Annotated in this window: 24 protein-coding genes; 12 read left to right on the top strand and 12 right to left on the bottom strand. The window is 67.2% G+C overall.

Annotation, left to right across the window (positions count from 1 at the left end; translation table 11 throughout):
• Positions 1 to 267: 267 nt before the first annotated feature.
• Together ACTWLI_RS12970 and ACTWLI_RS12965 are read left to right on the top strand one after the other, a co-directional pair.
• Positions 268 to 1,302 (top strand): Gfo/Idh/MocA family protein, encoded by a 1,035-nt coding sequence (locus tag ACTWLI_RS12970; protein WP_445154213.1) that lies wholly within the window; start codon positions 268 to 270, stop codon positions 1,300 to 1,302.
• A 61-nt stretch (positions 1,303 to 1,363) separates the two neighbouring features.
• Positions 1,364 to 2,761, top strand: coding sequence for an AAA family ATPase (locus tag ACTWLI_RS12965; RefSeq protein WP_445154212.1), 1,398 nt, complete (start codon positions 1,364 to 1,366; stop codon positions 2,759 to 2,761).
• On the opposite strand, the gene ACTWLI_RS12960 is transcribed toward ACTWLI_RS12965, so the two are convergent.
• On the bottom strand, positions 2,752 to 3,444 hold the full coding sequence (locus tag ACTWLI_RS12960; RefSeq protein ID WP_445154211.1) for a hypothetical protein: 693 nt from the start codon (positions 3,442 to 3,444) through the stop codon (positions 2,752 to 2,754). The genes ACTWLI_RS12965 and ACTWLI_RS12960 overlap by 10 nt on opposite strands.
• 136 nt (positions 3,445 to 3,580) lie before the next feature.
• Between ACTWLI_RS12960 and ACTWLI_RS12955 the strand changes: the two genes are divergently transcribed.
• Both ACTWLI_RS12955 and ACTWLI_RS12950 read left to right on the top strand, forming a co-directional pair.
• On the top strand, positions 3,581 to 4,000 hold the full coding sequence (locus ACTWLI_RS12955) for a VOC family protein (RefSeq protein WP_445154210.1): 420 nt from the start codon (positions 3,581 to 3,583) through the stop codon (positions 3,998 to 4,000).
• A 43-nt stretch (positions 4,001 to 4,043) separates the two neighbouring features.
• Positions 4,044 to 4,805 (top strand): SDR family NAD(P)-dependent oxidoreductase, encoded by a 762-nt coding sequence (locus ACTWLI_RS12950; RefSeq protein WP_445154209.1) that lies wholly within the window; start codon positions 4,044 to 4,046, stop codon positions 4,803 to 4,805.
• Positions 4,806 to 4,845: 40 nt separating this feature from the next.
• Here ACTWLI_RS12950 and ACTWLI_RS12945 read toward each other — a convergent pair whose 3' ends face one another.
• The 3 genes from ACTWLI_RS12945 to ACTWLI_RS12935 form a co-directional block, all read right to left on the bottom strand.
• A complete protein-coding gene (locus ACTWLI_RS12945; protein ID WP_445154208.1) occupies positions 4,846 to 5,871 on the bottom strand; it encodes an LLM class flavin-dependent oxidoreductase in 1,026 nt (341 codons plus the stop codon).
• Positions 5,872 to 5,878: 7 nt separating this feature from the next.
• A complete protein-coding gene (locus tag ACTWLI_RS12940; RefSeq protein ID WP_445156184.1) occupies positions 5,879 to 6,805 on the bottom strand; it encodes a DMT family transporter in 927 nt (308 codons plus the stop codon).
• Between the two features lie 135 nt (positions 6,806 to 6,940).
• On the bottom strand, positions 6,941 to 7,360 hold the full coding sequence (locus ACTWLI_RS12935) for a hypothetical protein (protein ID WP_445154207.1): 420 nt from the start codon (positions 7,358 to 7,360) through the stop codon (positions 6,941 to 6,943).
• A 153-nt stretch (positions 7,361 to 7,513) separates the two neighbouring features.
• On the opposite strand from ACTWLI_RS12935, the gene ACTWLI_RS12930 reads away from it, so the two are divergent.
• From ACTWLI_RS12930 to ACTWLI_RS12910, 5 genes are all read left to right on the top strand, one after another.
• The gene (locus tag ACTWLI_RS12930) at positions 7,514 to 8,230 is read left to right on the top strand and encodes a GAF and ANTAR domain-containing protein (RefSeq protein ID WP_445154206.1); all 717 of its coding nucleotides are present in this window, start codon (positions 7,514 to 7,516) and stop codon (positions 8,228 to 8,230) included.
• Positions 8,231 to 8,302: 72 nt separating this feature from the next.
• Positions 8,303 to 9,376: a DNA polymerase IV gene (locus ACTWLI_RS12925; RefSeq protein WP_445154205.1), complete on the top strand. Its 1,074-nt coding sequence runs from the start codon at positions 8,303 to 8,305 to the stop codon at positions 9,374 to 9,376.
• Positions 9,377 to 9,497: 121 nt separating this feature from the next.
• A complete protein-coding gene (locus ACTWLI_RS12920; protein WP_445154204.1) occupies positions 9,498 to 10,472 on the top strand; it encodes an aldo/keto reductase in 975 nt (324 codons plus the stop codon).
• 118 nt (positions 10,473 to 10,590) lie between these two features.
• Positions 10,591 to 11,835, top strand: a complete 1,245-nt coding sequence (gene rlmN, locus ACTWLI_RS12915) for a 23S rRNA (adenine(2503)-C(2))-methyltransferase RlmN (RefSeq protein WP_445154203.1) — start codon at positions 10,591 to 10,593, stop codon at positions 11,833 to 11,835.
• A gap of 36 nt (positions 11,836 to 11,871) precedes the next feature.
• Positions 11,872 to 12,936, top strand: a complete 1,065-nt coding sequence (locus tag ACTWLI_RS12910; RefSeq protein WP_445154202.1) for a spore photoproduct lyase family protein — start codon at positions 11,872 to 11,874, stop codon at positions 12,934 to 12,936.
• A gap of 36 nt (positions 12,937 to 12,972) precedes the next feature.
• On the opposite strand, the gene ACTWLI_RS12905 is transcribed toward ACTWLI_RS12910, so the two are convergent.
• On the bottom strand, positions 12,973 to 13,449 hold the full coding sequence (locus tag ACTWLI_RS12905) for a hypothetical protein (RefSeq protein WP_445154201.1): 477 nt from the start codon (positions 13,447 to 13,449) through the stop codon (positions 12,973 to 12,975).
• A 562-nt stretch (positions 13,450 to 14,011) separates the two neighbouring features.
• On the opposite strand from ACTWLI_RS12905, the gene ACTWLI_RS12900 reads away from it, so the two are divergent.
• Positions 14,012 to 15,499, top strand: a complete 1,488-nt coding sequence (locus ACTWLI_RS12900) for a DUF222 domain-containing protein (RefSeq protein WP_445154200.1) — start codon at positions 14,012 to 14,014, stop codon at positions 15,497 to 15,499.
• Between the two features lie 89 nt (positions 15,500 to 15,588).
• Positions 15,589 to 16,101 (top strand): hypothetical protein, encoded by a 513-nt coding sequence (locus ACTWLI_RS12895; protein WP_445154199.1) that lies wholly within the window; start codon positions 15,589 to 15,591, stop codon positions 16,099 to 16,101.
• 112 nt (positions 16,102 to 16,213) lie between these two features.
• Here the strand turns inward: ACTWLI_RS12895 and nrdF are convergent, their stop codons facing one another.
• The 7 genes from nrdF to ACTWLI_RS12860 form a co-directional block, all read right to left on the bottom strand.
• Complete coding sequence (nrdF, locus tag ACTWLI_RS12890) at positions 16,214 to 17,188, bottom strand: class 1b ribonucleoside-diphosphate reductase subunit beta (RefSeq protein ID WP_018761532.1); 975 nt, start codon at positions 17,186 to 17,188, stop codon at positions 16,214 to 16,216.
• A gap of 91 nt (positions 17,189 to 17,279) precedes the next feature.
• Positions 17,280 to 19,400, bottom strand: a complete 2,121-nt coding sequence (gene nrdE / locus ACTWLI_RS12885) for a class 1b ribonucleoside-diphosphate reductase subunit alpha (RefSeq protein WP_445156183.1) — start codon at positions 19,398 to 19,400, stop codon at positions 17,280 to 17,282.
• A 68-nt stretch (positions 19,401 to 19,468) separates the two neighbouring features.
• Entirely contained in the window at positions 19,469 to 19,972 is a 504-nt protein-coding gene (gene nrdI / locus ACTWLI_RS12880; RefSeq protein ID WP_445154198.1) for a class Ib ribonucleoside-diphosphate reductase assembly flavoprotein NrdI, read from the bottom strand.
• Between the two features lie 39 nt (positions 19,973 to 20,011).
• Positions 20,012 to 20,257, bottom strand: a complete 246-nt coding sequence (gene nrdH / locus ACTWLI_RS12875; protein WP_018773329.1) for a glutaredoxin-like protein NrdH — start codon at positions 20,255 to 20,257, stop codon at positions 20,012 to 20,014.
• A 457-nt stretch (positions 20,258 to 20,714) separates the two neighbouring features.
• Positions 20,715 to 21,416, bottom strand: a complete 702-nt coding sequence (locus ACTWLI_RS12870) for a hypothetical protein (RefSeq protein ID WP_445154197.1) — start codon at positions 21,414 to 21,416, stop codon at positions 20,715 to 20,717.
• 220 nt (positions 21,417 to 21,636) lie between these two features.
• A complete protein-coding gene (locus ACTWLI_RS12865) occupies positions 21,637 to 22,572 on the bottom strand; it encodes a hypothetical protein (RefSeq protein ID WP_445154196.1) in 936 nt (311 codons plus the stop codon).
• Between the two features lie 315 nt (positions 22,573 to 22,887).
• Complete coding sequence (locus ACTWLI_RS12860; protein WP_445154195.1) at positions 22,888 to 23,517, bottom strand: hypothetical protein; 630 nt, start codon at positions 23,515 to 23,517, stop codon at positions 22,888 to 22,890.
• A 462-nt stretch (positions 23,518 to 23,979) separates the two neighbouring features.
• Between ACTWLI_RS12860 and ACTWLI_RS12855 the strand changes: the two genes are divergently transcribed.
• Complete coding sequence (locus ACTWLI_RS12855) at positions 23,980 to 26,316, top strand: bifunctional polysaccharide deacetylase/glycosyltransferase family 2 protein (protein ID WP_445154194.1); 2,337 nt, start codon at positions 23,980 to 23,982, stop codon at positions 26,314 to 26,316.
• Positions 26,317 to 26,331: the final 15 nt, after the last annotated feature.

Here is a 26,331-nt window from a genome sequence, read left to right as displayed (position 1 = left end):
AAGCGTTTCCCTGCCCAGTAGTCAGGAGCCTAGGAGCGGCGCCGATCCAGGAGACGAGTGGGCCTTACCCGTCTTCTGGCCGGCATTTCGTGCTTTTCGCCGGGTCCTACTTGCTTTTGCCAAACGCCTACCTGTCCGGCTACCTGGCTGCCGGTGGTCCCCTGCCGTCGGCGCCGCCCGGCAAGTGTGGGCTAGCATGCTGACACGGCCAGCCCGATGCCGCGGCTGCCGCCTGCACCCGCCGACCTGCCTTAGGGGACCCCGACCATGACAGCCACCTCGCCCGCGCCCGAGTCTTCAACCGTGTCCTCCCCCGCTGCCGGCCTCCGCTGGGGCATCCTCGGAACCGGCTTTATCGCGGGCCTGCAGACCTCCGATCTGGTCAACCACGGCTTCACGGTGCCGGCTGTGGGATCGCGGAGCCTGGCGACGGCCCGTGATTTTGCCGGCACTTACCAGGTGCCGAACGCGCACGGCAGCTACGAGGCGCTGGCCAACGACCCCGGGGTCGACGTCGTCTATATCTCCACGCCGCACCCGTTCCACTACGAGAACGCCCTGCTCGCGCTCAACGCCGGCAAGCACGTCCTGGTGGAGAAGCCGTTCGCCATGAACGCACGGCAGGCCCAGGACATCGTTGACCTCGCGGCCGCGAAGGGGCTGGTGGCCCTTGAAGCCATGTGGACACGCTTCCTGCCGCACATGGTCCGAATCCGGGAGCTGGTCCGCTCGGGCGCGCTCGGCGAGGTCCGGACGGTTATCGCGGACCACAACCAGAACCTGCCCAAGGACCCCGGGCACCGGCTTAGCGATCCCGCCCTGGGTGGCGGAGCACTGCTGGATCTGGGGATCTACCCTGCGTCCTTCGCCTTCGATGTCTTCGGCGCGCCCGCCCGCATTCAGGCGGCGGCCAGCATGACCGCCACCGGCGTCGACCGCCAGACGGCGATGATCTTCGAATATGCGGACGGCCAGCAGGCGGTGCTGCATTGTGCCCTGGATACCGCCGGTCCCAACCGGGCGGCTGTCATTGGAACCGCAGGGAGCATCGAGATCGATCCTGTCTGGTACACCCCGACCGGTTTCACCCGGTACGACGACGGCGGGAACGTCGTCGAGCGCTTCGACGAACCGGTGACCGGCCGCGGCATGCAGTACCAGGCGTGGGAGCTCGAACGGCTCGTTGCCGCCGGCGCAACCGCCGGCGATGTGCTCGCCCCCGCGGAGACTGTCCAGGTCATGGCGGGGCTGGACGCGGTCCGCGGCCAGATCGGGCTCAGCTACGCCAGCGACGAACGGTAACGGGGCCCCAGGCCTTCCCGGCGGCGGCCGGGACCCCCGCAGCCGCTGGTAGGGTCTGCGCATGGATGAAAATTTGGGGAAGTTCATCGATGACTTCGCGCAGCTCGTGCAGCTGGCCCAGGCGGGCCAGCGCCGGGTACCGGCCGGGGAGCAGCTGCTGGCGACGCTGGCCGGGCATTTGGGCGTCGCGGTCGACACCTTGTCCGTGGTCGCGGAGGACATTCCGCCGCACCGTTTCGCCGACGCCGACATCCAGCTGGCCGAACTGGCGGGCAGGGATCCGGAATTCCGGCTGGTGGGCATCGGCGGCGGCGACCAGCGCCACCACCATTCGCTCAGCGACATGCTGCAGCAGGCCCAGCTCTTTCCCCAGTTTCCGCTCGCCCAGCCGGACTACACCAACCTTGCGGTGGGGCCGGAGGAGCAGCGGCAGGCCGTGGCGCTGGGTCTCTGGCTGTTCCGGTTCGACGGCCAGCCGATCGCCGTGCTGCAACGGGACGCCAACCCCCGGTACGGCCGCCAGGCGGCCTCCCTTGAGGTCCTGGCCGGCCGTCCGGACACGGCCGCGGCTTTCCTGGCCGAATTCCGCCGGCGGATGCAGCACCACAGCATCCTGAAGGGGCAGGTCATTTCCCTCGTCCTGGGCGAATACGGCGCCAGCTCGGGGGGTGTGACGTTCCACGAACGGCCGGCCCTCGCCGCGGACGAGGTCATCCTGCCGGACGGGCTGCTGCGGAAGGTGGCGGACCATACCCTGGGCATCGCCGAGCACCGGGACGCGCTTCACGGTTACGGCCAACACCTCAAACGCGGCGTCCTGCTCTACGGCCCACCCGGCACCGGGAAGACCCACACGGTCCGGCACCTGCTCAGCGGCAGCGGCGGATCCACCGCAATCCTGCTCTCCGGCGGTTCGCTGGCCCGGATCTCCGAGGCAGCGGCCATGGCGCGCGCGTTGCAGCCGTCCCTGATTGTGCTCGAGGACTGCGACCTGATCGCGGAGGACCGAAGCTTCGGGCATGGGCCACAGCCGCTGCTGTTCGAGGTGCTCGATGCCATGGACGGGCTTGCCAGCGATGCGGACGTTGCCTTCGTGCTGACCACCAACCGGGTGGACATGCTCGAACGCGCCCTGGCCCAGCGCCCCGGCCGGGTGGACCTCGCCGTGGAGATACCGCTGCCTGCCCGGCCGCAGCGGATGGCCCTGCTCGAGCTGTACTCACGGGACATTCCGTTCAGCGCGGCCGCCCTGGGCGAGGCCGCGGACCGGACGGCCGGAACCACTGCCTCCTTCGCCCGCGAACTGGTCCGGCGCGCCGTCGTGGCAGCGGCCCTGGCCGGCGTTCCCGCCGCAGATGCCCATCTCCGTGCCGCCACCGAGGAGCTGATGGCCGACGGCGAGGCGCTCACCCGCAGCCTGCTGGGCAGCGCGGGTGACCGCCCCAGTCCCTACGCGTAGGCCAGGCTCACCAGGAGTGCCTTGAGCTGGGCGTACCGTTCCGTGGCCATCCATGCCCTGGCTTCACCCCGGTTGGCAAAGGCGGGCTCGCCGAAGTGGACCCGCGTAAACAGCCCGCCGTTTTCCGTCGGCACGAGGTTGCACCAGGACGTGACGCCGTCACCTTGCTCCAGGGACCGGGGGTCAGCCAGTCCCATGTTGTAGTAATCTTTCCCGGCGATGGATTCCACGGCGAACCCGAACGCGGGGACCGTGCCGTCCGGGCCGGTCATGGCCGGAACCGCGGCCCGGTCGAGGACATGCCGCGAGGCGGGACCGCCCGCGCACCCGGATCCCACGCCGTTGGCCAGCGACACCACCTCCCGGCCCGCCTCATCTGCGACCACCGCTTCGACGCCCGGCAGGCCGGCCGGCGGATACTGCGTGCGGACCGTCCACGTTTCGGGGTAGCTGAAGGAGATATGGCCGTCAGGGAAGGTGAACGTTTTCAGGTCGCGGGGTGAATCCGACGGCTGAGTACGTTGCCCGGCGACCGTCGTCACCCCGGACACCGTAACTGCCGAGGCTGCGGCCTCCGACGCCGCCGGACCCCCGGGCTGCCCTCCGCAGCCGGACAGGACTAGGCCGGCAGCCAGGCCCGCCGCCGACAGGGTCAGGAAACGTCCCGTGTGCGTGGTCTTCATGGTGTACCCCCAAGATGCTGTAACGGCGGGCGAGGTACCCGCCTACCATCAAAGTTTCCTGAACACCGCCAAGGGTTACATTCGGGCCCGAAGATTCTCTTGCCGGCACAGGGTACGCGGCGGTTATCGTGGTGCCATGCCCAGCCAATTAGCCTCCGTTGCCATTGACGCTGTCGACCCGAAGGTGGTGGCCGATTTCTGGTGTGCCGTCCTCAGCTGGACCATCATCGAGGAGGCCGCCGACGAAGATGGGGAACTCATCAGCATTGGCCCCCGCGACAACTCCGCCCCGTCCATCGACGTCATCGCGGTGCCCGGGGCGAAAACAGTCAAAAACCGGCTGCACTTTGACCTCCGCGCCGACGGCGTCTCCACGGCCGAGGAGCTGGAGCGGCTCCTGGCCCTCGGGGCCCGGCGGACCGACGTCGGGCAGGGGCCGGATGTCAGCTGGGTGGTGCTGGCCGATCCGGAGGGCAATGAATTCTGCCTGCTGTCCCGCTCCGTCCAGGATGTTGAAGCGGAGGAAGCCCGCCCGGCGGGGCCCGGCCAGGCTTAGGATCAACGGCGGCTGCGGAGCAGGCTGACGAAAGGGGTCTCCGGTGGCACGTATCTTCATCACCGGCTCAGCTGCCGGCTTGGGCCTCGACGCCGCCCGGACCCTGCTCGGTGAGGGCCACGACGTCGTCCTGCACGCCCGCAACCCGGCGCGCGCCGGAACGCTCCGGGCGTTGTCCGGCGCAGCGGTAGTCGTCGGCGATCTCAGCAGCGCAGCGGAAACCCGGTCCGTCGCCGAGCAGGTGAACAGCCTGGGCCGGATGGATGCCGTCATCCACAACGCCGGCACCTATCTTGAGCCGGACCGCGGCACCACCCCCGAAGGGCACGCCCGCACACTGGCCATCAACACCCTGGCGCCGTACCTGCTGACGGCCCTGCTTGACCGTCCGGACCGGCTGGTTTTCCTCAGCAGCGGCCTCCACCGCGGCGGCGGCACCTCGCTGGCGGACATCGACTGGACCGGGCGGCGCTGGAACGCCGGGCAGGCCTATGCCGAGAGCAAGCTGTACCTCACGGCGCTGGCGCTCGCGGCCGCCCGCCGCTGGCCGTCGGTGCTGAGCAACGCCGTCGACCCCGGCTGGGTCCCCACCCGGATGGGCGGCCCCGGGGCACCTGACGATTTGGAACTGGGGCACCAGACCCAGACCTGGCTGGCGGCCAGCAACGACCCCGCAGCCCTCACCAGCGGCGGCTACTGGCTCCACCGGACACTGCGAGCCCCCGCCCCCGAGGCCGCCGATCCCGGTTTCCAGGACCGGCTGCTCGCCCGGCTCGCCGAGCTGACCGGCGTACGGCTGCCTTGACGGTGCCCTGCGCCTGCCCGTGTTCCCGCTCAGCCCCGGCTTAGTCCCAGCCCAGGGCCGGGCGCAGGCCGGTGGAAATCGCCTCGAGCAGCCGGAGGTTGAAGTCCACGCCCAGCTGGTTCGGGACGGTCACCAGGACGGTATCCGCCGCGGCAACGGCGGCGTCGCGGGACAGTTCGTCCGCCAGTTGCTCGGGTTCGCCGATGTAGCTGCGACCGAACCGGGCCAGGCCGCCGTCGAGGTAGCCCACCTGGTCCCGTGCGTCCGCCTGGGCGCGGACGCCGAAGTACCGCCGCGATTCGTCGTCAATCAGCGGGATGATGCTCCGCGAGACGGACACCCGCGGCGCGCGCTGGTGCCCGGCCGCGGCCCACGCCTCCCGGTAGCCGGCAATCTGCTCAGCCTGCAACTGGTCGAACGGAACGCCGGTGTCCTCGGTCAGCAGGGTCGAGGACATCAGGTTGAGGCCCTGCTCCGCCGCCCACCGCGCCGTGGCCCGGCTCCCGGCACCCCACCAGATCCGCTGGGGCAGTGTGGCGGACCGCGGCTGGATGGGAACGCTGGCGCCACCCGCGCCGAACCGCGGGTTGGGCCGGGCCAGGCCGGCTCCGGAGATGGCGCTGCGAAAGCGGTCCGTGTGCCGTCGGGCCAGGTCCGCGTCGGTCTCCCCCGGGGCGGGCACGTGCCCGAAGGCCTCGTAGCCGGCCAGCACGGATTCCGGTGAGCCCCGGCTGATGCCCAGCTGCAGCCGCCCGCCACTAATCAGGTCGACGGCGGCGGCCTCCTCGGCGAGGTGCAGCGGGTTTTCGTAGCGCATGTCGATGACGCCGGTGCCGATTTCGATCCGGGACGTGCGGGCGGCGATTGCGGCCAGCAGCGGCAGTGGCGCCGCCTGCTGCTCGGCGAAGTGGTGGACGCGGAAGTAGGCGCCGTCAACGCCGACTTCCTCCGCGGCCACGGACAGCTCGATTGCCTGCAGCAGCGCGTCCCGGGCCGAGCGCACGCGTGAGCCCGGGACATCACCCCAGTGGCCGAAGGACAGGAAGCCGATCCGTTTCATCGTCATCACCCTCTCACAGGCGTTCGGGCTGCCGGAACCAGGCATGGGGCCCCGGGGGCGGGGGCCCCTCCGCGTTGGCCGGCGCGACGGCCAGGACGAGCAGGGCCAGCGCGATGATGCCCAGCCCCGTCCAGCCGGCCGCGCTGAGGCGCTCGCCCACGACGGCGACGGCCAGGACGGCGGCGACCGCCGGCTCGGTCAGGGTGATCGTGGTCGCCGTGCTGGCAGGAACGCGGGCCAGTCCGTAGCCGAAGAGCACGTACCCGGCGAACATCGGGACCAGGGCCATGTAGGCGGCGACGGTGAACGCCCGGCTACTCGAGAGCAGCGGCGCACCGGTCAACAGAAGGACGGGCACCAGCAGCAGGCCGCCGGCACCGAAGACCGCGCCCATCGACGCGGCGCGGCCGACGCCGTCGTTAATAAGCCGCCGGGCGCACCAGGAGTAGCTGGCGTAGGTGGCGCCTGCGACCAGTCCCAGCCCGAGGCCGGCGAGCGCGGAACCTCCCCCTGCTGGGTCGCCGGACATCTTGGCCAAGCACAAAAGGACGCTGCCGGTGACTCCGAGCCCCGCCGCCATCAACCACCACCGGCTCAGTGGGGCGCGGCGGGTCACCCGTTCCAGTACCCCCGAGGCCAGCGGCGCCGAGGCGAGGGAGACGACGGTGCCGAGCGCGACACCGGCCAGGTGCATCGAGCTGTAAAAGGCCAGCGGATAGATCGCCACCGCGGCGGCCCCGATGGCCACCAGAGGCAGCCTGGCACGAAGCTGCCCGGCGGCGGCACGGAGCGCGGGAAGGGCGATGAGGGCCTGCAGGATGCCGCCTACGGCCAGGGCAGCCGATCCGATCGCCAGCGGACCCGCCCCCGGGGCGAAGGTGGCGGCGGTGCCGGTGGTCCCCCACAGGATGGATGTCAGGGTGATGGCGCCTAGGGCGATCAGGTGCTGCCGCCGTGCACTCCCGCCCGGGCCGGCGGCCGGCAGCACCTCAGCGTCATTCTTGAGTTCCCGCACCGGCGCCGCCCTTTTCCAGAAGTAGGTAGCCCAGTCTAGCTACTTCGTCGTGGACAGCGACTAGCTGTCGAGCGGCCTCCGGGGCCCGGTCCCGGGCAGTTCGCTTTTCGATTCCCGGTTCTGCGTCGAGGCGGCCTGCAGGAAGAGTTCCCGAGAAGCGATGTTGATACCCAGGGCGGTCGCGGCGATATCCTCCAGCGCATGCTGTATCCACAGCACAGCGGTCTCGCTGGCGGGATCCTCCACAAGGGCGGAGGGTTGGGCCGCCCGTAACGATGCGTACCGGGCGACCTTTTTCCTCAGCGTTTCAGCGAGGTCCTCGACCTCGGCCAGCAGTGCATCCCGCCAGGCCTCCGGATCGTGGGTGTCGGCCGAATAAAGGTGGTCGAGTCCGGGCTCTTGCCGCTTCCAGAGGAAGTCCGCCAAGGCGTTCGCTTGCGAAGGGGTCGACGCAGCCTGGGGTTTTGGGTTGCCTGACATGAAAGGTCCTCTGGGTAGTTCGCCGAAAGATGGGGCGCTACCAGGGTCCGGGGCAACAATGCCACTCTACGTGGGTTTGCCCGAAGAGGCTAGAGCACGGAGCGGGCCCTAGGGCACAGGCGGACGGGCCGGTCGCTGGAGTAAAATTCCGGCATGGCTGAACGTAGCCGTGCCGAACGCATCGGCTCCGCTTTCGTGAAGATGGCGGACACCCTCGTTGTCGACTATGACGTGTTCGACCTCCTCCACACCCTCGTGGACGAAGCTGCCGCCGTTCTCGACGCCGCTGCTGCGGGGCTGCTGCTCGTAGATCCCGACGGCAGCCTGCAGGTGATGGCGACGACAAGCGCGGAGTGCCAGGTGGTGGAAGAACTCCAGGTCGAATCCGGGGCGGGTCCGTGCGTGGACAGCTACCGGACGGGGACGCCCGTGGCCGTCGATGACATTGCCGCGACGACCAGCCGCTGGCCCGCATTCGCGGCCTGCGCCCTCTCCCAGGGTTTCGGGTCCCTGCTTGCCGTTCCCATGCGGCTGCGCAGTCGAACCGTCGGTTCCCTGGCATTGTTCAGCCATGGGACGGGGCCCTTCCCCGCGGAGGACGCCGCTATCACCCAGGCCTTTGCCGACATGGCAACTATCGCCCTCCTGCAGGAACGCGCTGCGAAGGAGAGCGTCCTGATTAACGAACAGCTCCAGCGCGCCCTGAACGGCCGAATCCTGATCGAACAGGCCAAGGGCATGATCGCGCACACGTCCAATGTCGACATGGGCGCGGCTTTCGCGCTGCTGCGCGACTACGCCCGTTCCCACAACCAGACGGTCTACGAGACGGCGGACAGGATCATCAACAACCGCAAGTTCTCGGTCTAGTCCGGATGATGGGACGTCGGCTTGCTGTCTGCTCCCCTGCCCGGGTGGAGGGGTTTAGTGCACACTGGTGCCGTGAGCGGATTCCCGTGGGTGCTGCATGTTGACTTGGACCAGTTCATAGCGGCCGTGGAAGTGCTGCGGCGGCCTGAACTGGCGGGCCGGCCCGTCATTGTCGGCGGCCGCGGCGATCCTGCGGAACGTGCCGTGGTCTCCACCGCGTCCTACGAGGCCAGGGCTTTCGGCGTCGGATCCGGAATGCCCCTGCGCGTTGCCGCCCGGAAAGTGCCCGACGCCGTCATCCTGCCGGTCGATCAGGAGGCCTACCTCGCCGCCTCCGAAACGGTGATGGCCACCCTCCGCGCGCAACCCGGCGCCACCGTGCAGGTGCTCGGCTGGGATGAGGCCTTTGTCGGGGTCGAGACGGAGGACCCGGAGGCCTACGCGCGTCAGCTCCAGGCCGCCGTCCGGGAGCGGACCCGGCTGCACTGCAGCGTCGGCATCGGCGACACCCTGGTCCGGGCCAAGGTCGCGACCGGTTTCGGCAAGCCCGCCGGCGTCTTCCGCCTTACCGCCGCCAACTGGCTTGAGGTCATGGGCGGCAGGCCTACCAAGGAGCTCTGGGGCGTCGGAACGAAAGTCTCGGCGAGGCTGGCGAAGCTCGGCATCACCACGGTTGCCCAGCTCGCCGCGGCTGATCCCCAGGCCCTGGCCCCGGAGTTCGGCCCCCGGATGGGGCCCTGGTACGCGGAACTGGGGCGCGGGGACGGCGCCGGCGTGGTGGATGACACCCCCTGGGTTGCCCGCGGGCACAGCCGGGAGACCACGTTCCAGCAGGACCTGATCGATCCCGCCCAGGTGGATGAGGCTTTGCGGGAGCTGACGTCGCAGGTGCTCAAGGACGTTGCGGCCGAAGGCCGGCCCGTCGTCGGCCTTTCCCTGAAGGTCCGCTACGCACCGTTTGTGACCAAGACGCACGCACGGAAGATTCCCGAGACGTTCGACCGCGCCGATGTCTTTGCCCGGGCTTTGGAGCTCGGGGCCGGCATCGAACCGGGCCGCCCCATCAGGCTCCTGGGCCTGCGCGCGGAGATGGCCATGCCGGACGACGCCCGGAAGGGGCACACGCCCACGCGCGGCGGCTGGTGACGCCGTCGTCGTCGGCCGCCGACCACGCCGGAGCGCCGCTAAGGCGGAAACGCACGCCCTTCATCACCTAACGTTGGCAGGGGCCGCGGCCGCGGCTACCGGTTTTCGACGGAGGACAATCGTGGACTACATCAAACTCGGCAACACCGGCCTGGACATCTCACCGCTGGCCCTGGGGTGCATGACCTACGGGGACCCGGACCGGGGACCGCACCCGTGGACGCTGCCCGAAGACCAGAGCCGGCCGCTGATCCGCCAGGCCGTGGAGGCGGGGATCAACTTCTTCGACACCGCCAACGTGTATTCCAACGGCTCAAGCGAGGAAATCGTGGGCCGCGCGCTCGCCGAGTTCACCCGCCGGGACGAAACCGTCATCGCCACCAAGGTGCACGGCGTGATGCGCCCAGGCCCCAACGGGCGCGGGCTCTCGCGCAAGGCCATCTTCGCCGAACTCGACGCCAGCCTCACCCGGCTGGGGACCGACTACGTGGATCTGTACCAGATTCACCGGTGGGACCCGGCGACGCCCATCGAGGAGACGCTCGAGGCCCTGCACGACGTCGTCAAGGCCGGCAAGGTGCGCTATATCGGTGCGTCGTCGATGGCGGCCTGGCAGTTCAGCAAGGCGCTCTACCTGCAGCAGCTCAACGGCTGGACCCGGTTCGTCACGATGCAGGACCACTACAACCTGGTCTACCGCGAGGAGGAGCGCGAGATGTTCCCGCTCTGCGCCGACCAGAAGATCGGTGTCCTGCCATGGAGCCCGCTGGCCCGCGGCAAGCTCACCCGCGGGTGGGACGAGAAGACCAACCGGTCCGAAAAGGATGAGTTCGGCAAGACGCTGTACAGCGCCGAGGACAGCGACCGGGCCGTGGCGGATGCCGTGCGGGTCATCGCCGAGCGCCGAGGCGTGCCCCGCGCCCAGGTGGCCCTGGCATGGGTCCGCTCCAACAGCGTGGTCAGTGCACCGATCGTCGGCGCGAGCAAGCCCGCCCATCTGGAGGACGCCCTCGCTTCGCTGGAACTGACGCTGACGCCGGAGGAAGAGGCGGAGCTGGAGAGCCCGTACGTCCCGCACGAGGTCGCCGGGTACTGAGACGACGAAGGGGCGGGCGCGGGCGGGGCCCGGGGCGCCTGCGGGCGACCCTACGGCGTCGGGTGCGGGGGCGCGGCGACCGGCCCGCGCTTAGTGCCCGCTACCCGGGCGTGGGACAATGGGAAGGATGACTTCCTCAACTTCCTCCTCCGACGCCCCCGACCGTACCCGCGCAAAGGACGCCGGCGCCGCCGCACGCCCGCAGGTCCGCCCGACGGCGGAAGGCTGGGAGCAGGCGCGCACCGTCGAGGGCCGGCCGGTCCTCCAGTTCGCCTCGCCGCGGGTCAAGCAGCCGCCGGCGCACCTTGCCGACATGACCCTGGCCGAGCGTGCCGCGAAGCTCAAGGAGCTCGGCGTCCCCGCTTTCCGGGCGAAGCAGCTCTCCACGCACTATTTCCAGCACTGGACCACGGATCCGGAAGCGATGAGCGACCTGCCGAAGGCCGGCCGCGAAGAGCTCGTCGCGGAGATGTTCCCCCCGCTGCTGACCGAGGTCCGCCGCCTCCGTACGGACAACGGGGACACCATCAAGTTCCTGTGGCGGCTGTTCGACGGCGCCCTGGTCGAGTCGGTCCTGATGCGCTACCCCGGCCGGATCACGCTGTGCGTGTCCTCGCAGGCCGGCTGCGGGATGAACTGCCCGTTCTGCGCAACCGGCCAGGCCGGGCTGACCCGCAACATGTCGACCGCGGAGATCGTGGACCAGGTGGTCGCCGCGAACCGTGCGATCGCCGCGGGCGAGCTGGGCCCGAAGGAGCACGACGACGAGCGCGTCACCAACATCGTTTTCATGGGCATGGGCGAGCCGCTGGCCAACTACAAGCGCGTGATGGCGGCCCTGCACCGTTTCGTGGACCCGGCGCCCGAGGGCCTGGGCATGTCGGCCCGGAACATCACGGTCTCCACCGTCGGCCTGGTACCGGCCATCCGCAAACTGGCCGACGAGGACCTGCCGGTCACCTTCGCGCTGTCCCTGCACGCGCCCGACGACGAACTCCGCGACGAGTTGATCCCGGTCAATAACCGGTGGAAGGTCGACGAAGCGATCGACGCCGCCTACGAGTACTACCGCAAGACCGGCCGGCGCGTCAGCATCGAGTACGCACTGATCAAGGACATGAACGACCACGCCTGGCGTGCGGACCTGCTGGCGAAGAAGCTGAACCAGCGCGGCCGAGGCTGGGTGCACGTGAACCCGATCCCGCTGAACCCCACCCCCGGTTCCATCTGGACGTCTTCGGAGAAGCCGGTGGCCCAGGAGTTCATCGCACGGCTCCGCGCCGCCGGGGTGCCCTGCACCCTGCGCGATACCCGCGGCAAGGAGATCGACGGCGCCTGCGGCCAGCTGGCCGCCGCGGACTAGGAGCACCGTCTCCGGCCAGTTGCGGGGAACGGAAACATGGAGTTCAACCGCCTGCTACAGATCCGGCGCATCTATGCCCAGCCTGCGGCACTGGAGCTTCCCCGGGGCAAAGAAATTGCCGCACGCTGGCCGGACGCCGACGTCGTCCTTGTCGATAGCCACTGGAACATCCCAGAAGTCCACGGAGATGAAACGAATGTGCCGCGCTGGTCCCGGATCAAGACGGAGGCGCTGGTGCTCGGCGTCAAGAAGGCACTGACCGTCAAGCCCAACGGCCGGTCGGCGGACTTCATTGCGCCCTCGACCGCTAATGGCTGCGCCATGGCGTGCGCGTATTGCTACGTACCCCGGCACAAGGGGTACAGCAACCCGGTGACGGTGTTCGCGAACATCGACCAGATTGCCCGGTCGATCGAACGGCATGCCACGCGCCAGGGCATCAAGCTGGAGCCCAACCAGTGCGACCCGGAGCTCTGGGTGTACGACATCGGCGAGAACAGCGACTGCTCCGTCGATGCCCTGATCAGCGACAACGTGGAGGATCTGGTCACGCTCTTCCGCGACCTGCCCACCGCGAAGCTGTCCTTTGCCACCAAGTACGTGAATCCGGCAATGCTGGCCTGGGACCACGGCGGGCACACCAGGATCCGTTTCTCCCTGATGCCCGCGGCCCTGGCGAAGTCGATTGACGTCCGGACCTCACCGGTGGCTGAACGGATGGCTGCCATGAACGACTTCGTCGACGCCGGGTATGAGGTCCACGTCAACTTCTCCCCCGTCATCATCACCGACACCTGGCTCAGCGACTGGGAACAGCTGCTCCGCCAGCTCGATGACACCCTGACCGCCGCGGCGAAGGACCAGCTCGCGGCTGAGGTCATCTTCCTCACCCACAATGAACGGCTCCACGAAGTCAACCTGGGGTGGCACCCGCAGGCCGAGAATGTGCTGTGGCGTCCGGACCTGCAGGAGCCGAAGGTCTCGTCGAACGGCTTCACGAACGTCCGCTACCGGTCGGGAAGAAAGGCTGGCTATGTGCGGCAACTGACGCAGCTCATTGCCGAAATCGCGCCTTATTGCCGGGTCCGCTACGCGTTTTGAGGGAGGCTTGCGGGGCTGGCTGACAGCCCCGCAACCTTACGACCAAGAGTGCTCCAGCCGGATGTCCTCGGTGATCTGTTCGATGCTGTCCGGACGCCCGGCTTCCCTCGTGAAAAGGGACACGGTCGCCGTCGCGCAGCCCGGCATGAAGCGGCCGCTCCCTGCCGGGACAGTGAGGACCACTTCATCCGGCTCGCCTGTGCAAGTCAGTGGCCCGGACCCGGCGCCACCAAAGGGAGCGCGTCCATGGTGTTCGGCCTGGGTGAGGAAGATTCCCACTCCCGCCGTCTGCCCGACCGGGCATTCATAGGTTACGTACACCTGGACCCGGGAGCCGTGTCTGGACAACTCCCCGTCGTCAACGCCCAGCGCTGCTCCGGCGTCGGCTCCGGCGGGTGCCACCGCAGCCAGCAGGACGAAGGCGACAGCTGCAACGCTGCCAGCCAAGGTGGAGGCCCAGCGCCGCGAGGGCCTGCCATGGCGCCGGCGGCGGAGTTGTTGATCCATGCTCACGATTCCCGCCTCCCTGGGCCTATCCATCTCCGCGGGACAAGCGGACTGCAATCAGGGAAGAAGGTCCCGGCAGGGGTTTCAGCGTCGGCGTGCATCAGGTGCCGTTCCAGGCTGTCCAGGACCTGCCCCAGCGACCGCCGCTGCTGCTCGCTGGTCAGGGCGGCACCGTCCTGCAATTGCTCGAGCAGCCAGGCGCCGGCCGTCTCTACTTCCTCAAAGGTGCGCAGTGCCGGCTGCAATAAAGGACCGACCCACGTCCGTTCATGATTCATTTTCGACCCGTCCCCTCGGCCGAGCCTCTCCCCCGCCTTCGAGCCTAGCCGTCCGCCGCCGCAAGAAAAAGCTACCCGCCGGTACCGCGCGAGTCCGATAATTCCGCTGAGAACCCCGGGCCACTCTCGCGGGTAGAGAACCTCATGCGGGACGCGCTCCGCATGAGGAATATCACCGACTAGAGGGAACCATCCAAACTTTTCCACGTAACCAACGGCCTCAACGTCCCGGACGTGGAGGAGGCCTGCGTCCGGGTATAAATGTCGGTGGTCCGCCGTAGTGTGAAGACATGGAGAGCAGAGATGCTTTCACAGCGGAGATCAGGGCGGCAGCGGCGGCCCTGAGGCAGTCCGCCGCCGCTTTGGAGGCTCTCCTTGATGGTCCCGACCGCGCAACCCACTCCAACGACGACGCCGATCCGGTGCGGCTGCTTGCCGACGCCTGCCTGGACGGCTTGTCCGAGGCGGCACGGGTGGAGTCACGGGTCGCGGCGCTCAATGTCCGCCTGGCTGCCGGGTACGTCCATCTGGCTGAGGTTCTCGCGGGGCCGGCTGCCACGCCTCGGGACTGTACGGCCCGGGAGATGAGCGCTGTGGCGGAGGTCGCGGGTGTGCTGACCGTCAGTGAGCGCTCCGCCTCTGCGCTGATTTCCGATGCGCTGGCCCTGACAACCTGGCTGCCGCTGACACTCGAGGCGTTGGGTTCCGGGAGGGTGTCCTGGCAGCACGCCCGCATCATGGTCAATGAGGCCGCGGGCCTCCCGCCTGCCGCGGCGGGATGTCTGGAGGCCCATTTCCTTGACCCGAACGCTTCTTCGCCGGCCCGTGCCTGTTTCGCGGGAGAGCTGGCACCGGGACGCTTCCGGGCCAAGGCCCGGACCTGGCGTGAGCGCCACCACCCGGACAGTATTGAGGCCCGGCACACCCGCAGCGCCGCCGACCGGCGGGTCGAGTTCGTCCCGGACCGGGACGGGATGGCGTGGTTGAACACGTACCTGCCGGCGGCGACGGCCGCGGGGATTTTCGACAGGCTGACAGCCGCGTCGCGGGCGTTGCAGGGCCCGGCCGAGGCGCGGACCCTGGCCCAGCTACGGGCGGACGTGGCGGCGACCGTACTCCTTAGGGGCGGCTCCGGCCGCTCTGCTGGCATTGCGGCCGGCGGCGCGGACGCCCACGCATCGCAGACCGTGGCCGGCAATACAGCGGCCGGGGTCCCGGTGCCGCGGGCGCAGGTTTTGGTCACCGTCCCGGTCCTGTCACTGCTGGGGATAACGGAGGAACCGGCCATGCTGGACGGCTACGGCCCGATCCCGCCGTCGATGGCCCGGGCGTTGGTGGCGGGCGGGGCGGATTCGTTCTATCGTGTGCTGATCGATCCGCGGGACGGGGCTCCGTTGGAAATCGGCCGCACCAGCTACCGGATCCCGAAAGCGATGCGGTACTGGCTCCGGCTGCGGGACGCCAAATGCACCTTCCCCGCCTGCAACAACCCCTCGCTGGACACCGATGCCGACCACCTGCTCGCGTGGGCCGACGGCGGGACCACCGGGATCAACAACCTGGGCCAGCCCTGCCGCAAACACCACCGCCTCAAACACACCACTGCCTGGCAACCGACGCCGGCCACGCCACAGAAACCGCCGGACTGGATCTCCCCCACCGGCCGCCACTACCGGAGCGAGCAGCAGGATTGGGAACCGCCGGCTTGGCCTGAGTCCCTCCCGCCACTGGCCGCCGCCTCCGGCCCGCCGCTCCTCGAGCACGCTGCCGGCGTCTGAACATTTTGGCTATTCCCTTCCCTCCGCTACGGGAGCAAACTTCCACTGCGCGGACCTGCGCCTCAAACAGCAATCAGGAGGGCACTCCAATGTCCAGCATCGAATCCTTCAGCGGAATCGGCGTCTACGAGATGCAAAGCGCGGCGGCCAGGGAGGTGAAGCGCATCATGGCCGAGGCCAAAGGCGATCGGCTGAAAGCGGACAAGATCGTGCTCAGCAAACTCCAGGAGCTGGACTTCATCAACGAGTCAGAGTTGCCAGTGCTGAACCATATCTGCGAGCTCGGCCACGCGGCCACTGGAGGGAAGCATGACGCCGCCAAGGCGTACCACGAGGTGAAGAAGGCGTATGAGGAACTCATGATGAAAGGCAACGCCAGCCCGGTCGCTCTGGCCTACGCCTCCGGCGCCGTCGGATCCTACGTGGCCACCGAGGAAGGCGGCGGATCGACCACGGTGGTCTACAAGAAGTCGGGAGGCAATTGGCAGGGCACCCTGGCCGGCGCGGGTGGAGTCATCGGCGGCTACTTCGGTGGCGCCGGAGGCGCTGCCCTGGGCGCCGCAATCGGCAGCGTGGTCGGCAAGATCATCGACGAATGCTGATCCGACGCGGATATCCATCAATAATTCGCCACCAACAGAAACGGCCCCGCACGCACGTGCGGGGCCGTTCTCATGTTCGGTACTTCCCGAGGGAAGGCAGGAATAAGAAGAACTAGAAGTCCCAGTCCTCATCCTCGGTGTTAACAGCCTTGCCAATCACATACGACGAACCCGACCCCGAGAAGAAGTCGTGGTTCTCGTCCGCGTTCGGCGACAGGGCAGACAGGATCGCCGGGTTCACGTCGGTGACGGAGGCCGGGAACATGGCCTCGTAGCCGAGGTTCATCAGGGCCTTGTTGGCGTTGTAGTGCAGGAACTTCTTGACGTCCTCGGCCAGGCCGACGCCGTCGTACAGGTCGTGCGTGTACTGGACTTCGTTCTCGTACAGCTCGAAGAGCAGTTCGAAGGTGTAGTCCTTGATTTCCTGGCGCTTCTCCTCGGAGACCTTCTCCAGGCCCTTCTGGAACTTGTAGCCGATGTAGTAGCCGTGCACGGCCTCATCGCGGATGATCAGGCGGATCAGGTCGGCCGTGTTCGTCAGCTTGGCCCGCGATGACCAGTACATCGGCAGGTAGAAGCCCGAGTAGAACAGGAAGCTCTCCAGCAGCGTGGAGGCCACCTTCCGCTTCAGCGGGTCGTCGCCCTGGTAGTAGTCCATGACGATCTGGGCCTTCTTCTGAAGGTTCTCGTTCTCGGTGGACCAGCGGAACGCCTCGTCGATCTCCTTGGTGGAGGCCAGCGTGGAGAAGATCGAGGAGTAGCTCTTGGCGTGCACCGACTCCATGAACGCGATGTTCGTGTAGACGGCCTCCTCGTGCGGGGTGAGGGCGTCCGGGATGAGCGAGACGGCGCCGACGGTACCCTGGATGGTGTCCAGCAGGGTCAGGCCGGTGAACACGCGCATGGTGAGCTGCTGCTCGGCCGGCGTCAGGGTGTTCCACGACTGGACGTCGTTGGACAGCGGCACCTTCTCCGGCAGCCAGAAGTTGTTGACCAGGCGGTTCCAGACGTCCACGTCCTTGTCGTCCTGGATGCGGTTCCAGTTGATCGCCTCGACGTGGCTCAACAGCTTGACCTTCTCGGTCATGTCATCCCCTCAATGTTGGGTTGGTTCTCTAAGTTAAAGCGTACGACGGCGGGCGGGCGCCCGCCGTCGTGCTCAAGCCTTCAGCGGCTGATTACAGCATGCAGCTGACGCAGCCCTCTACCTCGGTCCCTTCCAGCGCGAGCTGGCGGAGACGGATGTAGTAGATGGTCTTGATGCCCTTCTTCCAGGCGTAGATCTGGGCCTTGTTGATGTCACGCGTGGTCGCGGTGTCCTTGAAGAACAGCGTCAGCGACAAGCCCTGGTCCACGTGCTGCGTGGCCGCGGCGTACGTGTCGATGACCTTCTCGTAGCCGATCTCGTACGCGTCCTGGTAGTACTCCAGGTTGTCGTTCGTCAGGTACGGCGCCGGGTAGTACACGCGGCCCAGCTTGCCTTCCTTGCGGATCTCGATCTTGGACGCCACCGGGTGGATCGAGGAGGTGGAGTTGTTGATGTAGGAGATCGAGCCGGTCGGCGGGACAGCCTGCAGGTTCTGGTTGTAGATGCCGTGCTCCATGACGGAAGCCTTCAGCTCGCGCCAGTCATCCTGGGTGGGGATGTGGATGTTCTGGAACAGCTCGGCAACCTTCGCAGTCTGCGGGACCCATTCACGGTTGATGTACTTGTCGAAGAACTCCCCGGAGGCGTACTTAGACTTCTCGAAGCCGCCGAACGTCTGGCCGGTCTGGATGGCCAGCTTGTTGGAGGCACGGACCGCGTGGAACAGCACCGAGTAGAAGTAGATGTTCGTGAAGTCCAGGCCCTCTTCGGAGCCGTAGTGGACCCGCTCGCGGGCCAGGTAGCCGTGCAGGTTCATCTGGCCGAGGCCGATTGCGTGGCTCTGGTCGTTGCCGCGGGCGATCGAGGGCACCGAGGTGATGTTGGACATGTCCGAGACCGCGGAGAGGGACCGGATGGCCGTCTCGATGGTCAGCCCGAAGTCCGGCGAGTCCATGGTCTTCGCGATGTTCAGCGAACCCAGGTTGCAGGAGATGTCCTTGCCGGTCTGGTCGTAGGACAGGTCATCGTGGTACGTCGTGGGCTGCGAGACCTGGAGGATCTCCGAGCACAGGTTCGACATGATGATCTTGCCGTCGATCGGGTTTTCCCGGTTCACGGTGTCCTCGAACATGATGTACGGGTAGCCGGATTCGAACTGGATCTCGGCGAGGGTCTGGAAGAACTCGCGGGCCTTGATCTTGGTCTTCTTGATCCGGGAATCGTCGACCATCTCGTAGTACTTCTCGGTGACCGAGACGTCGGAGAACGGCATGCCGTAGACCTTTTCGACGTCGTACGGGGAGAACAGGTACATGTCCTCGTCCCGCTTGGCCAGCTCGAAGGTGATGTCCGGGATCACGACGCCGAGCGAGAGGGTCTTGATGCGGATCTTCTCGTCTGCGTTCTCCCGCTTGGTGTCGAGGAAGCGGTAGATGTCCGGGTGGTGCGCGTGCAGGTACACGGCACCGGCGCCCTGGCGGGCACCGAGCTGGTTGGCGTAGGAGAAGCTGTCTTCGAGGAGCTTCATCACGGGGATGACGCCGGAGGACTGGTTCTCGATCTGCTTGATCGGCGCGCCGACTTCACGGATGTTGGTCAGCGCGAACGCCACGCCGCCGCCGCGCTTGGACAGCTGCAGCGCGGAGTTGATGGACCGGCCGATCGACTCCATGTTGTCTTCGATGCGGAGCAGGAAGCAGGAGACCAGCTCGCCGCGCTGCTTCTTGCCGGCGTTCAGGAACGTCGGGGTGGCCGGCTGGAAGCGGCCTTCGATGATTTCGTCGACCATTGCGGTCGCGAGCTTCTCGTCGCCGCGGGCCAGGTGCAGGGCCACCATGCAGACGCGGTCCTCGTAGCGCTCCAGGAAGCGCTTACCGTCGAAGGTCTTCAGCGTGTACGAGGTGTAGAACTTGAACGCGCCGAGGAAGGTCTCGAAGCGGAACTTCTTCTTGTACGCGCGGTTGAAGAGCTCGCGGATGAAGTTCATCGTGTACTGGTCGAGGGTTTCGCGCTCGTAGTACTCGTTCTTGACCAGGTAGTCGAGCTTTTCCTCGAGGTCGTGGAAGAACACGGTGTTGTTGTTCACGTGCTGCAGGAAATACTGGTGCGCGGCCTCGCGGTCGGCTTCGAACTGGATCTCGCCGTTCGGGCCGTAGAGGTTCAGCATGGCGTTGAGCTCGTGGTAGCCCAGGCCCTGGTAGGCGGCCGGCAGGGCCGGCTTCTCCCCGGGGACGGTGTGCTTCTCGACGGCGGTGTCCGCGGCGGAGCCGGAGCCGGTGGCTACTTCTGTGTCTGCGACAGTCGTGTCCAAAATTCTTCCAATCCTTGTTGTACTCGGCTGACGTCTTCCGGCGTCCCCATGAGTTCGAAACGATATAGGTGCGGGACCTTGCACTTGGCGGCGACGATGTCCCCGGCCATGCAGTAGTTGTCCCCAAAGTTCGTGTTGCCCGCCCCGATCACTCCACGGAGCTGCTGCCGGTTCCTCGGATCGTTCAGGAAGCGGATGACCTGCTTCGGAACGGATCCCTCTCCCCCGGTTCCTCCGTAGGTGGGAAGCACCAGGACGTAGGGCTTGGTGGCCAGCAGTGCCGGTTCCCTCGGATGGAGGGGGATGCGGGCCGCCTCGATACCCAGCTTCTCGACGAAGCGCTTGGTGTTCTCGGAGGTGGAGGAGAAGTAGATGAGGTGGCTGCCGGTGGTGCGGACCGCATCGGAGCCTACCGTGGCTGAGTCCACGGTGTCCGCTGCCAGCGGCGGGCCGGCGGGTGCCGGTGCAGCCATGCGAGTCACCTCATCCGTCGTGGTGCTGTGTGCCGGCTTTCAGGCAACCGCGACGGCGGCAGCCTGTGCCAGTTCTTCGATCTTGTCCGGGCGGAAGCCGGACCAGTGGTCCTGGTCGGTGACGACGACCGGAGCCTGCATGTAGCCCAGGGACTTGAGGCGCTCCAGGGCTTCGGCATCCTGGGAGATGTCAACGCTCTGGTAGGCGATGCCCTTCTTGTCCAGAGCACGGTAGGTGGCGTTGCACTGTACGCAAGCCGGCTTGGTGTAAACCGTAACGGTCATGTCCTGGTCCCCTTTGTTGAAGTCTGTGGTTCGTGTCCGGTGGGGCCCGACGGGAACAGGAATCCTTATCCGTTACTGGCCTCGCCCTGCGGTCTGCAACCGCTCCGCTCGAACTGTATGTCGATACTACATGTAGTGCAAGAGCCCGATGTGGACCCCAAGATGATGTATTACAAGTATGTCATTTAACCCACTTTTAATCCACAGCCGGGGACCGTCAAAATGTCCGGATTCCAGCCGTTTTCGAGGACGAAATCCACATCCTGTGGAGTAGTTAGGCACAATTAACAGCCCGGCGTGTCGCTATCCGACGGCGTGTCGCAGCTAGTGGCGCACAGCGCCTGCGGCAGGGCACTACGCAGCCCCGGTTGTGCCCGCCGCGCTGGTCTCCGGGCACCTGGAGCTCCGGGCCCGCCGGGTTGCCCGGTTGGCGCTCTGGGCCCGCCGGGCTGCCCGGTCAGTCGGCCGGGCGCAGGGACGTGATGGTTTGGCGCACCTCGTCGTACTCCTCCGTGGCCGTGTAGGCCTCGGGGGTGTCGACGTCGGGGGTGTCGCCCGGCGCCGCGACCACCGGGTTGTAAACGCCGCTGAAGGCAGCGAGCCCCGAGCCCCAGTCGAAGAACTGGAAGATGGGGCACGCGCTGGGCCCGACGGGCGGCGCGGCCGAGGTGATTCCGTACGCCAGCGAGGCCGGCCGGGTGGGATACGACCCATGGTCGTCCCTGCCCTCGAAGATGAACCGGGGAGCCGCGCCGTCCTGCTTCAGGGCCGGCAGGACCTGGGAGTCCATCAGGGCATAGGGGTATTTCGCCGGACAGTCCGGCTTGGTTTGGATGTTCGTGCGCAGCGTGGCCATCGACTTCCCGGCCCCGCTGAGGACCTCCACGAACACTCCCCCGGGTGCTGCCTCGCGGGCACGGTCCTTGACGCTCCAGTCCGGCGGATAGTCGAACGCCAACTGGCCGTCCGGCGTCGTGTAGGTCTTCCATTCCGCCTGGGCTGACGGGCGGGGAGTCGCCCGGACTGCCGGCGTCAGGGCCGCCTTGGACAGCGAGGGTGTCGCCGACGCCGAAACGACGGGCGGCCCGGTCGGAGCAGAGCAGGCGGTCATCAGCACCGCAGCGCAGGAAAGCGCGAGGACTGCTTTTCGGGTTGGCATGGACCGCCGCATGGCGCCCTCCCCTTGTGGGTGCAAAAGTACTGCCAACAATTCTGCCCGCTTCCGCGGCGGATAACAGGGCCTTACGGCCCCGCGGCCGCAGCCCGGCAGGATGCTTCAACGGCTCCGGCAGCACAGAGGGGTGCCGGCGGACCTCGCCGGCACCCCTCTGTCCAACCCGGATTCCCCCGGCTGCCGCCGGCGGGAGTCCTGTTGCGCCTTAGCGCTTCAGCAGCGTGTTGCCGTAGCCGGCGTCGCACTTGCCGTCGTGGATCACGCCGGCACCGGGTGCCACAGCGTAGTCACTGGCCGGGTTGAAGACCGCGGTGCGGACATTGGTGACCTTGCTCGCGCAGGCGTCGGCGCCGTCGGAACTCATGCTCTGGCCGCCGATCCACATGTCGATCCAGATCGTGGAGTTGGTGCCGTTGACGTTAGTCCCCTGGTGGCACGGGCCGCCCTGGGGCTCGTCGCCGTCGCCGCAGCTGTCCTCAACGATGAAGTAGCGGCGCACGTCCGGCAGGTAGATCCGGGTGCCGGCCGGAACGTCCAGGACGTCCTTACCGGTAGCGGTGGAGTGGCCCACGGCGATCGTGATCGGGTCCTGGTAGGTGCCGGTGCCGCCCGCGGTCTTGTGCAGGATGGGGTGGCTGATCGTGGCCGACCCGGCGGGGGTGTTGTCGTACCAGGTGTACGCCGTCGTGTACGTGGTGTGGACGACCCGCTCGGAGGACGCCGGAACGACCGGAGCCGGCTTCGGCGCGGCGGGAGCGGCGGGAACGGCGGCGGGGGTCGACGGGACAACTGCGGGCACCTTGGCCGCGGCCTGCGCCTGGGCAGCTGCCTTCTGTGCCGCTGCGGTTGCCGCTGCCTTAGCGGCCTTCGCCTTCGCAGCCGCGGCCGCCTTGGCGTCCGCCTTGGCCTTGGCAGCAGCCTTGGCCTTCGCCTCGGACTGCGCCTTGGCGGTGGCCTTGACCTTCTCGGCCGCGGCCCGCTGCGAGGTACCGATCTCGGCGGAGCTGTCGGTTGCGGAGTCGAAGCCGGCACTGGCCGAGCCCGTGGACTGTGCGGATGGGTTCTGGGCACCGGCCCCGCACGCCGAGGTGGCGAGCAGGACGGAGAGCATGCCGGCGGCAAGCAGACTATTTCTGCGCATGGAAAATAAAGCCTCTTCGTGGAAATGCGGAAACAGGCAGGCGCCAGGGGGTAGCCCTGCCCGGGAATGGTCACGGTTTGCGGAGCGCGAGACGACGCCGCCACGGGACTTACCACACGCAACGGCGTTCGGAACGCCGTGTCGGGGCGTGTGCGCCAACCGGTGACCTAAACGTTACCGGAGCGTCAACTAAAAGGCCCAATCCTCGGCGCGCCGCGAATAAAGCCGCAGGCCAGAGGCTTTCGGCCCGGATTCATCCGGAGCCCGGGCGCCCCTGGCGGGGTCCCAGCGGGCCCTGCCTGACCTCGCCAGCCCTCAGCGCGGCGGGGTTGATCCCGGCGAGACCGTCACGAGCTGGTTGCCGTAGCCGCTGTCGCAGATGCCGTCGTGGATCACGCCGTCCCCGGGGGCGACGACGAAATTGTCGGCCGGATGGAAGACCGCCGCGCGCACTCCCGTGACCTGCTCCGCGCAGCGCTGGGCAAACGATTCACCCTCCCCCTCGCCGCCGATCCAGGCGTCGAGCCAGGTGCTGGCCCCGCCGTGCCTGGCCGCGTCCGCGTGGCATGGGCCCTCCTCCGGCGCCGGCCCGTCCCCGCAGGTGTCCTCCACGATGAAGTAGCGCCGCACGTCGGGTAGGTAGATCCGGGTGCCCGCCGGAAAATCCAGGACGTCCTGTCCGGTCTCCAGGGAATGCCCGACGGCGATCGTCACCGGGTCCGCGTAGGTCCCCCGGCCGCCGGCCCTCTTGTGCAGCACAGGGTGGCTGATGTCCGGGGAGCCCTCGGGGGTGTTGTCGTACCACGTGTACGCCGTGATGTAGGTGTCTGCGGGCGCCGTCACCGCAGTCACCGGAGGGGGCCGCGGGGGCGGTTCCGCGTCGCACGCGGCGGCGGCAAGCAGTACCGCCAGCACGCCGGCTGCCGCTCCGACTCCCCTGCGCATGCCGCACCTGCCTCCACTGACTCCCGGCCCGTATCCCGTACGCTACCCGGCCCCCGCCCAGCGCGGTAGCCACCGCCGACGCCGTGTTGCGCCGCCCGGCGCGGCCCTCCCCGGGGCCGCGGACGGCTGCTGCCGGGCAGACCGCGGCCGCGCCGGCTTACTCACAAAACACCCGGTCGGTACTCGGTAATCGGGACCGAAAACCAAGTAGCACCATCGCGAAAACGCGCGTGTTTTCTACGCGTGTGCCCCGTTCCGGAGCGCTCCAGACTCGAAAGCAGAAAGCGATACGCCGCAATCCGGCGGCTCGAGAAAGTTCAGGGAGAAGTCACATGAGCGCCAATTTCTCCCGTCGCGAAATGGTCGCCCGTTCCGGGTTGAATCCCCGTCGAACAGCGGCGGCGCTCGCGCCCTGGTCTCCGTCAGGGCTTCTGCACCATCGATTCTCCGGCGAGGCAATCCATGACGAAAAAATCTCCCATTTCCGGCACGGCACCCGTCTTCTTTGATCCCAGTGGCAAGCGCTGGCGTCGCATCCTTATTGCGTTCGTCGCCAGCGCCCTGCTGATCGTCTTCTCGGTCGTGTGGATTCTGCCCGCGGCCAGCGCCCCGGTCTGGAAAGGGCAGGAAAACCAGAACGTGGAATATCCACGGAAGCTGCTTTCCAGCCAGGACCTGCGTAACATCCCCCGGATCGGCCCGGAGGGTGGTTTCGCTTTTGACCGGATTGCGCTGATCGAACGCCGGAACGGCAAGGTCTTCCTCAAGGACCCCTTCAGCTCGACAATTTGGCGTGAAGCCACCGCCGAAGAGATTGAACTGATCGGCAACAGTCCGTACGCCATGGAAACTTTCGGCAAGCCGGCGGACCACACCCTCATGCTGACTTTTGATGACGGACCGGACCCGAGGAATACGCCGCAAATCCTGGACTTGTTGTCCAAGGAAGGCGTCCCGGCAACCTTCTTCACCGTGGGGGACAACATCGTCAAATACCCCGACATCTTCCGGCGGATGACGCAGGAAGGCCACATGGTCGGGAACCACACCATGTCGCACATCGATTTCTGGGCCCACGATGACCTCTTCAACCGGCAGCAGGTCATCGGTGCGGATCGGATCATGCGGGCTTCGGATAATTACGCCAGCCGGCTCTTCCGGATCCCGACCGGCGATCCCGGCAACAATTCACTGGCGTTGCTGCAGTCCCAGCAGCTGGGATTCCTGCACATCAATATGGACTTTGATACCCGTGACTGGTCGTACGCCCCCGGGGTTCCGATCAAAGCGCAGAAACTCGACGGCCAGGGACACATTGTCCTGGTCCATGACGGCGGCGGTGACCGGAGCGCCACGATTGAAATGCTGAAGTCCTTTATCCCGATGGCCAAGGCGCAGGGCTACACCTTTACCACCGTGGAGCCGCTGCTGCCGCCGGAATTCGTCCCGGCGAAGAATGTTCCCGGTGCCATCGAGGACAACGCCACCCTTGCCGCCATGACTACCTACCTGGTGACCCCTAACGTCATCCTGACCTGGCTGTTCTGGTTCGGCATTGGCTCCCTGACGCTGCTGACCTTCCTCTACGTCGTGCTGGCAGTCATCAACAACCGGCGCCAGAAAAAGCGGCTCTGGGCGGAGATCAAGGAAGAGGACTGGCCGTTTGTCAGCGTCGTCCTGCCGGTATTCAACGAGGAACTCGTGGTGGCCAAAACATTGGACGCACTGCGGGCCAGCGACTATCCACAATTGGAAGTCGTGGCGGTCAATGACGGCTCCACCGACGGCACACTGAAGGTATTGTCCGAATACGCGGAAAAGTGGCCCCAGTTGCGCGTCATTGACCAGCCCAACGGCGGCAAATCGGCCGCCAGCAACCATGGAATTGCCCAGTCCCGCGGCGAAGTGGTGGTCACGCTGGATGGCGACACCATGTTTGAGCCGCAGACGATCAAGATGTTCGCCCGGCATTTCCTGGCCCCGCGCAACGGCAAGGTCGTCGGCGCGGTGGCCGGGCATGTGAAGGTGGGCAACCGGCGGAACCTGCTGACGGCCTGGCAGAGCCTGGAATACCTCTCCGGCATTTGCGTCACCCGCATGGCAGAAGGGCTGATGGGCGCGATTTCCATCGTTCCCGGCGCCTGTGCCGCCTGGCGGCGCGAAGCGCTCCTGGCCGCCGGCGGCTATTCCCACGACACCCTCGCCGAGGATGCAGACCTGACCTTGTCCTTGCAGCAGTTGGGGTACAGCATCGTCCAGGAAAACAACGCCGTGGCCTGGACCGAGGCGCCCATGACGCTCCGGGGGCTGTTCAAGCAGCGGCTGCGCTGGACCTACGGCAACATCCAGACGCTGTACAAGCACCGGTCCATGCTCTTCAATCCCCGCTTCGGGGCCCTGGGCATGCTGACCATGCCCTACGCCTTGATCTCCGTGCTTGTCCCGCTGGTGTTCATGCCACTGACCGTCATCGTGGCGATCAGCAGCCTGGCCCACGGCGAATGGCAGGCCGTCGCACTGTTCTCGGCATTCGTCGCCGGGACCCACATGATCATTTCCGTCGTGGCGGTGGTGATGGTCAAGGAGAGCCCGATGCACCTGCTGATGGTTCCGATCTACCGGCTCATCTACGAACCGCTCCGGGCCTACGTGGTCTTCGGCTCGGCCATCCTCGCGCTGCGGGGCACGGCGGTCGGCTGGTACCGGCCCGAACGCACCAACAGCGTCGCAATCCCCGCCGGCCACGGCGCACTGGGGGCGCTGGCTCCGGTACCCGCGGACCAACTGGCCCACTCCTAGCCGGCAGACGGGGAA

Source organism: Arthrobacter sp. Hor0625 (genome assembly GCF_052567525.1).
The sequence above is the reverse complement of the archived record's forward strand: the minus strand, read 5'-3'. Positions and strand labels throughout refer to the sequence as shown.